Source organism: Kitasatospora sp. NEAU-69 (genome assembly GCF_057158765.1).
Genome location: NZ_JBWXUE010000047.1, coordinates 1 through 13,286 on the forward strand (window position 1 = coordinate 1; position 13,286 = coordinate 13,286).

Sequence of the window (13,286 nt, forward strand, 5' to 3'; positions counted from 1 at the left end):
AGCTCGGTAGCTCGCTGGGCTCATAACCCAGAGGTCGCAGGTTCAAATCCTGTCCCCGCTACTGCTCACCAAGGCCGGATCCACTGCAGATCGTGCAGCGGGTCCGGCCTTGCGGCGTTTCCGGGCTCCGGGGCCGGTGGCCGGAGGCCCGGACGGGGGCTACGGCAAGATGGGGCGCGGGCCGGTCCGTACCGGAGCGGCCGGGAAACGTGCTGGTGGGAGGCGGTAAGTCGATGTCGGGGTCAGTGTCCGAGGCGATGGCCGGGGCGGGAACAGAGTCGGGGGCAGCGACCGAAGCGAGCTCGCCGCCCGGGTCGAGGGCGACCCAGGAGTGCTGGGTGGTGGCGGGGCTGGGCAACCCCGGGCCGTGGTTCGCCCGGACCCGGCACAACGCCGGGTTCCTGGTCCTGGACCGGCTCGCCGAGCGGCACGGGGCGCGGTTCCGGCTGCGTGGGCTGCGCAGCCGCGTCACGCAGGTCGAGGTCGCGGGCCGGCGGGTGGTGCTGGTCAAGCCGCAGTGGTCGATCAACCTGTCGGGCGGCGCACTGGCCGCCGTCGTGCGCGCGCACGGGGTGGCCGCCGAGCGGGTGCTGGTGGTGCAGGACGACCTCGACTTCCCCTTCGGTGCCGCCAGGCTGAAGCGCGGCGGCGGCCCGGGCGGGCACAACGGCGCGCGCTCGGTGGAGAAGGCGCTGGGCGGCCGTGACCACGCCCGGCTGCGGGTGGGGATCGGACGTCCGCCCAAGGGCCAGACGATCGGCTCGTTCGTCCTGCAGGCCTTCTCCCCCACCGAGGAGGAGCAGCTGCCCGTGCTGCTGGACCGCTGCGCCGACGCCGTCGAGGCACTGATCGCGCGCGGCCTGAACCGCGCACAGGACGCACTGCACGTCGCCGCCGAGGACGCCGAGGGGTAGGGCCCGTTCGCGTCGGCGTCGCCGGCGGGCGCGGGGGCGGTCAGGATGGAGGGGACCGTGCCGCACCACGTCCCGGGAGGCAGGCAGATGTGCCGTCTGTTCGGCATGAGCAGTGCCCCACACCGCGCCCGCGCCACGTTCTGGCTGCTGGACGCGCCCGACAGTCTCAGTGACCAGAGCCACCGCGAACCCGATGGGACGGGGCTGGGCTTCTTCGACGAGGACGGGCGGGCGCAGGTGCGCAAGGCGCCGATCGCCGCCTGGCAGGACCGTGACTTCGCCCGCGAGGCCCGCCAGGTGCGCTCCACCACCTTCGTCGCGCACGTCCGCTACGCCTCCACCGGGGCGCTGGAGACGCGCAACACCCACCCGTTCGAGCAGGACGGGCGGCTGTTCGCACACAACGGGGTGATCGAGGGCCTGGAGGCGCTGGACGCGCAGCTCGGCGCGGACCGCGCGCGGGTGGGCGGCGAGACCGACTCGGAGCGGTTCTTCGCCCTGATCAGCCGCGAGACCGCCGCGCGCGACGGCGACGTCGGCGCCGGGATCGAGGCCGCCGCCGGCTGGATCGCGGCCCACCTGCCGCTGTTCGCGCTGAACCTGGTGCTCGCCACCGCGCGCGAGCTCTGGGCGCTGCGCTACCCCGACACGAACGACCTCTACGTGCTCGAACGGGCGGCCGGCGGCCACCACGGCATCCGCCACCTCGACCACGCGGGCACCGCCGGTCGGCTGCGCGTGCACAGCGCCGACCTGGCCCGCAGGCCCGCCGTCGTGATCGCGAGCGAGCGGATGGACGACAACCCCGCCTGGACGCAGCTGCGTTCGGGGGAACTGCTGCACGTCGGCGCCGACCTGACGGTCGCCCGGCGCCTGGTGCTGCCCGAACCACCCGCACAGCCGCTGAGCCTGGCGGACCTGCACCCCGACGCGGCCGCCTCGCAGCGCGCACGATGAGGCGCGTGGCACCCACCTCTCCACCCATGGCTGTGGCCCGTGCGGCGACGCACCGGGCCACAGCCATGTACAGGGGCGGTTACCAGAGGTAGCCGTCCGCGGGCTTGGGGGCGGCGGGCAGCCGGTCCTCCTGGCCGGTGAGTTCGAGCAGGTCACGCTCCAGCAGCGTGCCGATCGCGGTCACCGGCAGGTCATGGATCGTGTTGCCGAACGGCGACTCCACCACGTGACCGATCTGCTCCAGGATCCGGAACGCGAACGCCACCACCAACGTCGCCGGAATCACCGTCCAGCGGTCGACCGGCAGCGCGGAGATCACCGCGAACGGGAACACCACCACGTACAGGTGCACCAGATACCGCGAGAACACGTCATACGCACGCGGCACCGGCTGCTGCGTCAACCGCTCCGCCAACGCCGTCTGTGTGGACAACGCCGCCAGCGCCGTCTCCATCTGGAAGTTGTCCAGACCCGTCAGGATCTGCTCGACATACGACGCGTGGATCCGGTGACTCTGCAGCGCCAGCAGCATGCTCGCCTTGTTGTCGATCCCCTCCAGCGCCGCACGATCGGCCACACTCAGCCGCGCCTCCAGCTCACGATCCACATCCAGACCACGCAACTGCGCCCGCAACGCGACCGCGTAGGCCACCTGACGACGCGCGATGTCATGCTGGAACGTGCGCACCGCCTTCGGATCCGCGTCGTGCTTGGCAGCCGTCACCGTCACCACCACACGCACCAGGTTGCGCGACAGACCCGTGATCGAACCCCAGATCGCCGACGCCTCCCACCACCGCTGATAAGCCGTGTTGACCCGCACCGCCAACAGGATCGACAACGAGGTACCCAGCACCGTCGCCAGCAGCGAGGGCAACATGAAACCCGTGAACCGGTTCTGATCGATCAACTCCCACGCACACACCGAACTGGCCGCCCCCAGAACCAGCTCGAACCGCGCATAGGGCCACATCGAGACCGGGGTGAACTGACGCTTGAGAATCATGCAGACTCCGGGATCAGGCAGGCGGACACACCAACAGCGCAACCGTACGGCCAGACCCGATCACCGGTCGACTGCGCCGATCAGCTGCTGAAACCGCCAACTCCCGTTATTCACAGCACTTCTGACGGCTCATCAACACGCCGGACAGGATGCGATTCGCTGGTGCTACGTCATGAACGTTTCGCCGCGGTGGCCCGACTCCACGGCCCGGCCCGGCCGAGCCCGGCCCGGCAGCTTGGTGGCAGCTCGGCGGCCGATCGGCGCGGCGCGCGGTCGGCACATGGCAAAGGCAAGGAGGTCGCCCACTCCTTGCCACTCTCAACTTATAGCGCACCGGGGGCCTTGCGGCAAGGCCCCGGTCATGCCGCAGAATCTCCGATCGAAGCCGGGACCTGCGGCAACGCGGGCGGCCGACGGAATGTGATCTTGGTGAAGGGGCGTCTCTCATGATGGCTGACAGTGATACCGACGTGATCGTCGCCGGTGCCGGGCCGACCGGGTTGATGCTGGCGGGCGAGTTGCGGCTGCACGGCGTGCGCGTGCTCGTGCTGGACAAGGCGGCCGAGCCGAACGAGCGGTCCCGCGCGCTCGGCCTCCACGTGCGCACCATCGAGGTGATGGACCAGCGCGGTCTGCTGGAGCGGTTCCTGGCACTCGGCACGCAGTACCGGGTCGGCGGGTTCTTCGCGGGCCTGGGCACGTCATGGCCCGAGCACCTGGACACCGCGCACTCGTACGTCCTGGGCATTCCGCAGCAGAGCACCGAGCGCCTGCTGACCGAGCACGCCGAAGAACTCGGCGCCGAGCTCCGGCGCGGCTGCGAGCTGATCGGCCTGAGCCAGGACGAGGACGGCGTGACCGTCGAGCTCGCCGACGGCACACGGCTTCGCTCGCGCTACCTGGTGGGCTGCGACGGCGGTCGCAGCACCGTGCGCAAGCTGCTCGGCATCGGGTTTCCCGGCGAGCCCTCGCGGATGGAGACGCTGCTGGGCGAGATGGCGGTGACGGCGCCGCCGGAGGAGCTGGCCGCCACGGTGGCCGAGGTGCGCAGGACCCAGCTGCGGTTCGGCGCGATGCCGCTGGGGGACGGGACGTACCGGGTCGTGGTGCCCGCCGAGGGGGTGGCCGAGGACCGCGCCACACCGACCCTGGAGGAGTTCAGGCAGCAGCTGCGGGCGATCGCCGGCACCGACTTCGGGGTGCACTCGCCGCGCTGGCTCTCCCGCTTCGGCGACGCCACCCGCCTGGCCGAGCGCTACCGCAGCGGCCGGGTGCTGCTGGCGGGCGATGCGGCGCACGTCCACCCGCCGATCGGCGGGCAGGGGCTCAACCTCGGTGTCCAGGACGCGTTCAACCTCGGCTGGAAGCTGGCCGCCGAGGTGGCCGGCTGGGCGCCGGCGGGGCTGCTGGACAGCTACCAGGACGAACGGCAGCCGGTGGCCGCGGGCGTACTGGAGCTCACCCGCGCCCAGATGCTGCTGACGTCCACCGAGCCGGGTCCGCAGGCGCTGCGCCGGCTGCTGTCGGAGCTGATGGAGTTCGAGGAGGTGAACCGGCGCGTGATCGAGAAGCTCAGCGCGATCGGGCTCCGCTACGACTTCGGCGACTCCCCCGACGCCGGTGACTCCGGTGAGGGGCATCAGCTGGTCGGCCGGCGGCTGCGGGACGTCGCGCTGAAGCACGGCCGCCTCTACGAGCTGATGCACGGCGGGCGCGGGCTGCTGCTCGACCAGACCGGCCGGCTCTCGGTGGCGGGCTGGGCCGACCGGGTGGACCACGTCGCGGACGTCAGCGAGGAGTTGACGGCCCTGGACGTGCCCGCGGTGCTGCTGCGCCCGGACGGCCACGTGGCGTGGGTCGGTGAGGACCAGCAGGAGCTGCTCGACCGACTGCCCCAGTGGTTCGGCGCCGCCGCCGACGGTGCGGGCGCACTGCCCGACGGTGCGGGCGCACGACCCAATGGTGCGGGCGCACTGTAGCGGGCAGGCTCGGCGTGGCGGGCGCATATGGGCCGAACTCGCCGAACTGGGTGGACTGGACTCCGGGTGGCACCAACCCGGAGGACCATGGACGCGTGGTTGACATGAACGAGCACGACGAGCGTGACGGCAGTTCCATGACGCTGCGGACGTACCGCGTCACCGCGACCGGGCAGCGGATCGAGCTGTCGCGGATCGAGGTCTCCGCGCAGGAGCCGTACGAGCTGCCGATCACCGACCGGTGGCCCGACTGTTCCTGCCCGCGCTGCGATCCGCTGGGCCGCCGCAAGGCCGCCCGCGAGGAGCAGACGGCGGCGCGGCTCGACTGAGCGCCGGCCCCGTGCGGGCCGTCAGCGGCGCACGGCCAGCAGCAGCGCGATGTCGTCGGTGCGCTGCGCGGTGCGGGTGGCGTGCGCGATGAGCAGGTCGGCGAGGGCGTCGGGGGTGGTGGCGGTGTGGTGGGCCAGGGTGGTGCGCAGGCGGTCGATGCCGGTGTCGATGGCGGCGCCGGCCTCCTCCACCAGGCCGTCGGTGTAGAGCGCGAGGATGCTGCCGGGGGTGAGGGTGAGGCAGGTGGCCGGGTAGTCGGCGGTGGGGTCCACGCCCAGCAGCGGGCCGCCGTCCAGGTCGAGGATGTCGGTGTGTCCGTCGGGGTGGCGCAGCAGGGGCGGCAGGTGGCCGGCGCGGGCGCAGCGCACCTGGTGGTTGTGCGGGTCGGGGTCCAGGCGCAGCAGCAGGCAGCTGGCGAGCAGGCCCGGGTCGAGGTCGAGCAGCAACCGGTTGGTGCGGGTCAGGACGGCCTCGGGCACCTCGCCGCTGGCGGCGAACGCGCGTACGGCGGAGCGTAGTTGGCCCATGGTGGCGGCCGCCGCGGTGCTGTGGCCCTCGACGTCGCCGATCACCAGGCAGAGCCCTTCGGGGGTGGGGATGGCGTCGTACCAGTCGCCGCCGATCTCCATGCCGTGGGTGCCGGGCAGGTACCGGGCGGTGATGACCAGGTGGGGCTGGTGGGGCAGGCGGTGTGGGAGCAGGGCCTGTTGGAGGCCGCGGGCCAGTTCGGTCTGGGTGTCGAAGAGACGGGCGCGTTCCAGGGCCTGGGCGATGAGACCGCCGAGGGCGGTGAGCACCGGGCGTTCGGCGTCGGTGAAGCGGCGGGGGTGGTCGAAGCCGAGGATGCAGCTGCCGACGGGGTGACCGGAGGCGATCAGCGGCAGGAAGGCCCAGGCGCCCATCTCGTCCTGGGGGATCCCTGGGTAGGCGGCGGTGAGTTCGCGGGCGGATTCGAAGAAGATCGGGGTGCCGGTGGCCAGCGTCTCGGTGCCGGGCAGGCGGGCCTGGATCGGGGTGCCCTCGAAGCCGTCCAGGAAACCCTCGGGGTAGCCGCGTTGCGCGGCCAGGTGCATGCGGGCGTCGGTGACCTGGTAGATCGCCAGTTCCTGGCCGCCGAAGGCCGGCAGGATCTGGTCGGCGACGGCGTCACAGACCTCGCGCACGGTGGCGGCCTCGGTGAGGATGCCGGCGAGCTGGAGCAGGTGGTGGGTGGCGCCGACGGCCGGCGCGGGCGGTGGGGCCGGGGGCGGTGGCGCGGTGCGGGGGGTGCGCGGGGCGCCGGAACGGTCCGGGCCCTCCTGGCTGCCCGGCCGGTCGTCGGTGGCACCGGCGGTGGTGGCGGCCGGGGTGACGCGGCCGGTCAGGCCGCGGGCGTCGGGGTGCAGGGAGACGGCGAGCCACTGGTCGGGCGGGCGGTGGGCGAGGAAGGCGGTCGGGCGCTGGGTGAGCGCGGCCGAGCGGTAGGCCTCCTCGAAGGCGGCGGCGCCCAGGCCGGGCAGCTCCTCCCACGGGCGCCGGCCGAGCAGGCGTTCGCGCGGGGTGTCCAGGAGGGCTTCCAGCGCGAGGTTGGCGTACCGCAGGCGGCCGTCGGGGTCCAGGGCGAAGAGGCCCTCGGGGAGGCGGTCGAGCGCGGCGGCGGCGTGCGCGGTCGCGGCGGCGTCCAGCAGGGCGCCGTGCACGCGGGTGTGCTCGGGGTCGGTGCGGGCGTAGAGGTCCAGGGTGCGCGGGGCGCCGGTGGCGGGATCGGGCGGGTGTACGGTCCGGGTCAGCCGGCCGGTGGCACGCAGCGCGGCGAGGTCGGCGGAGGTGAGCAGCGCGGCAGGGTCGGCGACGGGGTCGGCGGGGTCAGCGGCGCCGGTGGTGGGGGTGGTGGGGCTGAGCGGCAGCGGGGCCTCGAAGAGCGTGACCTGGATCGCGGGGGCGTCCTCCGCGAGCGCGACCTCCAGCGGCGGGCGGTGCGGGGCTGCGGGCGGTGCGGGTGACTGGGCCAACTGGGTGCCGATCCGGTTGGCCAGCGCCCGCAGGTGGCGGCGCACCGGCGGGGGCGGCGGGCCGGTGGTGGCCGGTCCCAGCACAACCAGCACGCCCAGGGTCCGGTCGGCTCCGGTGATCGGCACGCTCGCCGAGGCGAAGTCGTAGGGCAGTCCGACGGCGGCCTGCGGGAACCGGCGCATCCGCTCCTCGCTGCCGGCCACGAAGACGCTGCGCGCGCTGCGGAACGCGAGCGCCACCGGCAGCCCGCCGGAGACCGGGACCTGCCGGAAGGCACCCAGCACGGCCGGTGCCACCCCCGCGACGGCGGTGAGGGCCAACGCCCGGCCATCCGGCAAGACCAGGTACACCAGCCCACCGTGCCCACCGGCGTCGGCGACAGCCTTGCGCAGCGCGGGGGCCAGCACCGCCTCCCGCGGGTCCTCGGACGCGGCGGACGCGGCAGGGGGTGCGGGCGGGTCCGGGCGCTGCGGTGGCCGGGGCGGGCGCGGACCGGGGTGCTCCGCACGGCTCGCCCTGGGACCGCCGCCGGCGTCCGGGTCCTTCGACCCGCCCGGCCTGCCCTGACGCACCTTCCCTCTGTACGCCGCCGCGCGCAGGGGTGTCAACCGGACAGCCGCCCGGCCGGGCCACACTTCCCCCGCCCCACGAGCAGCCCCTCCCGCCTCCAGCGCTCTCCCCGCCCCGCCTCCCGCGCCCCGTCACCCACCGCCTGCCGCTGCCTCCCGTGCCCCACCTCCCTGACACCCGCGCTCTCCCCCGCCCTCGCCTAACGAGCCCGACCGCCCGCCGCCTGCCTGCCACCTCCCGCACCCCGCCGCCTGCCCCTGCCCCCACACTCGCCCAGCGAGCCCCACCGCCCACCGCCTGCCCCCTGCTTTCCCGCGCACCACCTCCCCGGCACCCGCGCTCTCCCCCACCCCCGCCCCGCGCAGACGGGCGCACGGGCGGCGGCGCAGGCGTGGCGCGCCGAGCGGCGGGGGCGGTGGGCGGTACGGTCCCTGTGGCCGGGGCCGCCTGGGCCGTCAGTCAGGTGGAGGGCACAGCCGATGAGCAGCCGGGCACAGGGCGAGGGCAACCGGGTACGCAACGGTGCACTGTCGGCCGCAGCGGCCGCCTGCACGCTGCTGGGCTGCCTGCTGAGTGCTCCCGCCACCGCCCGGACCACCCCCACCCCCGCCTCCGCCCCCGCCCCCGCCCCCGTCTTCGACGTGGCACCGGCAGCGGCCGCCGTCGACCGGCTGCTGCCCGGGCGGGCCGAACAGTTCGAGCTGGTGCCACTGGCGCGCGACGAGGGCGGCGCCGACCGGTTCGAGGTCAGCGGTGGCGGTGGCGGGCGGGCCGTACGCGTGGCGGGGACCTCGGGGGCGACGCTACTGCGCGGGGTGGGCCGGTACCTGGAGCAGGTCACCGGGGTGGACGCCGGCTGGCCGGGCGACAGCCTGGCGCGGCTGCCGGCGGTGCTGCCCGCGGTGCCGGTACCGGGCACGCTGAGCGGCGGCGCGGCGCTGGCCCACCGCTACGCGCTCAACGACACCGACGCCGGGTACTCCGGTGCCGGCGCCTACCGCGACTTCGCCGCCTGGCAGCACGAGATCGACCTGCTGGCGCTGCACGGGATCAACGAGGTGTTCGTCCAGACCGGCGCCGAGGTGCCGTACCTGCGGGCGCTGCAGGGCTTCGGCTACGGGCAGGACGAGCTGCGCGCCTGGGTCCCCGCGCCGGCGCACCAGAGCTGGTGGCTGCTGCAGAACATGTCCGCCTTCGCCGCGCCCGTCTCCGAGCAGCTGGTCGAGCAGCGGGCCCGGCTGGGGCGCCGGATCGCCGACCAGCTGCGGGCGCTGGGCATGACGCCGGTGCTGCCCGGCTTCTTCGGGACCGTGCCGCCCGGCTTCGCACAGCGCAACCCCGGCGCGCGGGTGGTGCCGCAGGGCAACTGGGTGGGGTTCGCGCGGCCCGACTGGCTGGACCCCACCGGGCCGGTGTTCGCGCGACTGGCGCAGCGCTACTACCAGGCCCAGGCCGAGGAGTTCGGCCCGAGCACGATGTTCAAGATGGACCCGCTGCACGAGGGCGGGAATCTCGGCCCGGTCGACGCCACCGCCGCCACCCGCGCCATCGGTGCCGCGCTGCAGGCCGCGCACCCGGGCGCGACCTGGGTGCTGCTGGGCTGGGAGAACAACCCCACCCCCGCCGAGCTGGCCGGCCTGGATCCGGCGCGCACCCTGGTCCTGGACGGCCTCGCCGACCGTTACCCCGCCACCACCACCACCACCACCACCGCCACCGATACCTCCACCTCCACGCACGCCGCCACCGCCACACAGGCGGGCCGGTTCGGCCCGGTGCCGTACGCGTTCGGGGCGATCGACAACTTCGGCGGCCACACCAGCCTGGGCGCGAACACCGGCGTGTGGCTGGACCGGTTCACCCGGCAGGCGGGCAAACCGGCCGGCATCGCGTACCTGCCCGAGGGCACCGGCGGCAACCCGGCCGCGTTCGAGCTCTTCACCGACCTGGCCTGGCAGCCGGTGCCCACCGACCAGCGGGCCTGGTTCGCCGCCTTCGCCGCCCGCCGCTACGGCGGCCCCGACCCGCACGCCGACACCGCCTGGGACCTGCTGCGCCAAGGCCCCTACAGCGCGCCCGCCGACGGCTGGAGCGAGCCGCAGGACAGCCTCTTCGAGGCCCGCCCCGCACTCGACGCCGTCACCGCCGCCGCCTGGAGCCCGCCCGCGATGCGCTACTGCGCGGCCACTGTCCAGCAGGCGCTGGGTGAACTGCTCCAGGTCGCACCCGAGTTGCGCGGCAGCGACGCCTACCGCTTCGACCTGACCGATGTCGCCCGCCAGGCCCTGAGCAACCAGGCCCGCGTCCTGCTGCCGGCCATCGCCACCGCCTACCGCGCCGCCGACGCCGACGCCCTGGCCACGCTGGCCGACCGGTGGCGCGCCGACCAGGCGCTGCTGGCGCGCCTCGTCGCCGCCGACCCGCGCTTCCTGCTCGGCCCCCGGCTCGCCGCCGCCCGCTCCTACGGCGCCGACGACACCGAGCGGGACGCCCTGGAGTACGACGAGCGGGCGCTGCTCACCACCTGGGGCGGGCGCGGCCCGAGCGAGGACGGGCCGCTGCACGACTACGCCAACCGCGAGTGGGACGGCCTGGTCCGGGACGTGTACGCGCCGCGCTGGGACGCCTTCCTGAACGCCCTGCAGGACGCGCTCGCCCACGGCACCACACCGACCGTCCCCGACTGGTTCGCGCTCGACGACGCCTGGGCCCACCGCACCCTGACCACCGACCGGTACCCGCAGGCGCCCACCGGCGACGCGTACGCGCTAGCCCGTACCGTCGCCGACACCCTGCCGCCACCCGCGCCCTGCCCGACCTGACCCTGCCCGACCTGACCCTGCACGGACGCCAGGAGGGGTTGACCGCCTGTGGCCGGGCAGGCACCGTGGATGCCCGCACCATCGGGGCAAGGGGGAGGGTTCGATGGGACGGGGACAGAGCTGGCTGCGCGCTGTCGCGGCGGCGGTGGTGCTGGTGGCGGCGGGGTCGGTGGCCGGCTGTTCATCGGGCCCCGGGCACAGCACCCGGGCGGTGATCGACGCCGACGCTCCGGACGCGCTGCTCGACCAGCCGGTACACCTGCGGGTCACCAACCTCGCGCCCGGCGACGAGGTCACCGTCACCTCCACCGCGACCGACTACCAGGGCCTGGCCTGGAGCGCGCACGGCCTCTTCCGCGCCGACAGCAGCGGAACCGTCGCCCTGGACACGGCCGTCCCGCTCTCGGGCTCCTACCAGGTCGCCGACGGGATGGGCCTGTTCTGGTCGATGGTCCCGAACTCCGGTGACCCGGAGGAGTCCTGGTTCAGCCCGCCGCTGCCGACTGCGAAGCACTCGTACGCGGTGGGGATCGCCGTCAGCGCGCACGGCCGCTCCCTGGCCACCCGCACCCTGACCCGCCGCCTGGTGACGGACGAGGTCACCGCCAAGGCGCTGACCTCCGCCGAGGACCACGTCACGGGCGAGTTGTTCACTCCGGCGCCGGGAGGCGCCCGCCGCCCGGCCGTGCTCCTGTTCGGCGGGTCGGAGGGCGGGGTGGGCATCGAGCAGCAGATCGCGGCGGGGCTGCTGGCCTCCCGCGGCTACCCGGCCCTCGCACTCGGCTACTTCCACGCGCCCGGGCTGCCCGACGCGCTGCAGGACGTCCCGCTGGAGTACTTCGCCACCGCCGCGCGGCTGCTGGCGGCCCTGCCGCAGAGCGATCCGGCTCAGGTGGTGGCCGTCGGCTACTCGCGCGGCACCGAGGCAGCGCTGCTGCTCGGCGAGGACTACCCGGAGCTGATCCACGGCGTCGTCGCCTACTCCCCCTCCGACCAGGTCAACGTCGGCTTCCCCGACGGTGCCGAGCCCGCCTGGACCAATGGCGGCCGACCCGTCCCCCAGGGCCTGATCCCGCTGGCGGACGTCAACGGACCGGTCCTGGCCATCGCGGGAGCCGAGGACCAGCTCTGGCCCTCCCCGACCGCCGTCCACGCGATCGACCAGCAGCTCGTCACCACCCACGACCCCCACCCGCACCAGGCGCTGGTCTACCCCGGCGCGGGGCACGGCGTGGGCATGGTCCCCTACCTGCCGGCCGGCACCGGCGGCGCCCATCCGATCACCGGGCGGTTCATCCGGCAGGGCGGCACCCGCGCGGGCAACGCCGCCGCGAAGGCCGACGGCTGGCCCAAGGTCCTGGCCCTGCTCGCCGGCCCCAGCCGCTGACGACGCCCGACCGGCGGCGCCGAAATTCGGTTGCGCGGTGGGTGGGGCCCGCTAGCATCGGTGGTGTTCCTGCTGTGCCGGGCCCTTTGCTGCCCGGCCGTGACGACGAGAGCTCCGAGGAGGTGCGTTTCGATGGTCGCCGCCCTGACGCGGCGCGCCCTTGCGTGCGCGCCCTCCGCTGCCCCCTCTCGTTTCCCGCTCGCCGCCTGACACTGCGCCGGCCCCTTGGCCGTACGCCCTGCGGCGGGCCACCCTGTCGCAGGAGATCACCGCAGTGCGCGAACGTTTCGCCGACAACGAGTCCTTCAGCCGCATCCGCCCCAAGGGCGCCGGCCGCCGCGGCCGCGGCGAGGACGCCTCGGAGGCCCTGGACCTGGACGCGGCCTTCGCCCGCTTCCAGCCCCAGCCCCAGCCTCAGTCCCACATGCAGCACGCCCCCGACCACGACCCCGGTACCGCCCTCTCCCCCGCCGCCGTGGACGGGCCGCCCAGCGGTGACCGCTGGTCCACCTGGGACCAGTCCACGCCCAGCGAGAAGGGCCCGCAGCCGCACCCGCGCTGGGTGGTCACCGAACTCGCCGCCGTCGACACCGAACTGGGCATCGTCAAGACCGGCAAGGAGGCCGACGTGTTCCTGCTGGAACGCGCCGTGCCCGGCACCGACCGGCGGACCCTGCTGGCCGCCAAGCGCTACCGCGACGGCCACCACCGCCTGTTCCACCGCGACGCCGGCTACCTGGAGGGCCGCGCGCACAAGGAGTCGCGGGTCAGCCGCGCGATGGCCAAGCGCACCGACTTCGGCAAGCAGGCCATCGCCGGCCAGTGGGCCGGCGCCGAGTTCGCCGCGCTGTCACGGCTGTGGCTGGCCGGCGTCGCCGTCCCCTACCCCGTGCAGATCCTGGGCACCGAGATCCTGATGGAGTTCGTCGGCAACCCCGACGGCACCGCGGCCCCACGCCTGGCCCAACTGCGCCCCGAGGACGGCGATCTGGACGACCTGTGGCAGCAACTCGCCCGCAGCCTGGCCCTGCTGGCGCGCGGCGGCCACGCCCACGGCGACCTGTCCGCCTACAACATCCTGGTCCACCAGGGCCGGCTGGTGATCATCGACGTCCCCCAGATCGTCGACATCGTCGCCAACCCGCGCGGCCGTTCCTTCCTGGAGCGCGACGTGCGCAACGTCGGCGCCTGGTTCACCGCCCGCGGCCTGCCGCAGTCCGCCGTCGAGGACCTCTCACGCGAACTCGCCTTCGAGGCCCGCCTGGACTGACCCCCGGTCCGGTCCCGGCCCCTACCCCTACCCCGGTCCGGCCCCGCACCAGCAAGCGC

9 protein-coding genes are annotated in these 13,286 nt (G+C 74.4%); 7 read left to right on the forward strand and 2 right to left on the reverse strand.

Annotation, left to right across the window (positions count from 1 at the left end):
- Positions 1–338 precede the first annotated feature (338 nt).
- On the forward strand, positions 339–914 hold the full coding sequence (gene pth, locus AC060L_RS34130) for an aminoacyl-tRNA hydrolase (RefSeq protein WP_483802365.1): 576 nt from the start codon (positions 339–341) through the stop codon (positions 912–914).
- A gap of 87 nt (positions 915–1,001) precedes the next feature.
- Positions 1,002–1,871, forward strand: coding sequence for a class II glutamine amidotransferase (locus AC060L_RS34135; RefSeq protein ID WP_483802366.1), 870 nt, complete (start codon positions 1,002–1,004; stop codon positions 1,869–1,871).
- A gap of 79 nt (positions 1,872–1,950) precedes the next feature.
- On the opposite strand, the gene AC060L_RS34140 is transcribed toward AC060L_RS34135, so the two are convergent.
- The gene (locus AC060L_RS34140; protein ID WP_483802367.1) at positions 1,951–2,877 is read right to left on the reverse strand and encodes a bestrophin family protein; all 927 of its coding nucleotides are present in this window, start codon (positions 2,875–2,877) and stop codon (positions 1,951–1,953) included.
- Between the two features lie 446 nt (positions 2,878–3,323).
- Here AC060L_RS34140 and rox point away from each other — a divergent pair, with 446 nt between their 5' ends.
- Both rox and AC060L_RS34150 read left to right on the forward strand, forming a co-directional pair.
- The gene (rox, locus tag AC060L_RS34145) at positions 3,324–4,856 is read left to right on the forward strand and encodes a rifampin monooxygenase (protein WP_483802368.1); all 1,533 of its coding nucleotides are present in this window, start codon (positions 3,324–3,326) and stop codon (positions 4,854–4,856) included.
- A gap of 95 nt (positions 4,857–4,951) precedes the next feature.
- On the forward strand, positions 4,952–5,185 hold the full coding sequence (locus tag AC060L_RS34150) for a hypothetical protein (RefSeq protein ID WP_483802369.1): 234 nt from the start codon (positions 4,952–4,954) through the stop codon (positions 5,183–5,185).
- Between the two features lie 21 nt (positions 5,186–5,206).
- Here AC060L_RS34150 and AC060L_RS34155 read toward each other — a convergent pair whose 3' ends face one another.
- Positions 5,207–7,750 carry a SpoIIE family protein phosphatase gene (locus AC060L_RS34155; RefSeq protein WP_483802370.1) on the reverse strand — a complete coding sequence of 848 codons (2,544 nt, stop codon included), beginning with the start codon at positions 7,748–7,750 and terminating at the stop codon, positions 5,207–5,209.
- Positions 7,751–8,227: 477 nt separating this feature from the next.
- Between AC060L_RS34155 and AC060L_RS34160 the strand changes: the two genes are divergently transcribed.
- The 3 genes from AC060L_RS34160 to AC060L_RS34170 all read left to right on the forward strand — a co-directional run bounded on the left by AC060L_RS34160 (position 8,228) and on the right by AC060L_RS34170 (position 13,227).
- Positions 8,228–10,570 carry an alpha-N-acetylglucosaminidase gene (locus AC060L_RS34160; RefSeq protein ID WP_483802371.1) on the forward strand — a complete coding sequence of 781 codons (2,343 nt, stop codon included), beginning with the start codon at positions 8,228–8,230 and terminating at the stop codon, positions 10,568–10,570.
- A 103-nt stretch (positions 10,571–10,673) separates the two neighbouring features.
- Positions 10,674–11,957 (forward strand): acyl-CoA thioesterase/BAAT N-terminal domain-containing protein, encoded by a 1,284-nt coding sequence (locus AC060L_RS34165; RefSeq protein ID WP_483802372.1) that lies wholly within the window; start codon positions 10,674–10,676, stop codon positions 11,955–11,957.
- A 274-nt stretch (positions 11,958–12,231) separates the two neighbouring features.
- Complete coding sequence (locus tag AC060L_RS34170) at positions 12,232–13,227, forward strand: serine protein kinase RIO (RefSeq protein WP_483802373.1); 996 nt, start codon at positions 12,232–12,234, stop codon at positions 13,225–13,227.
- Positions 13,228–13,286 lie beyond the last annotated feature (59 nt).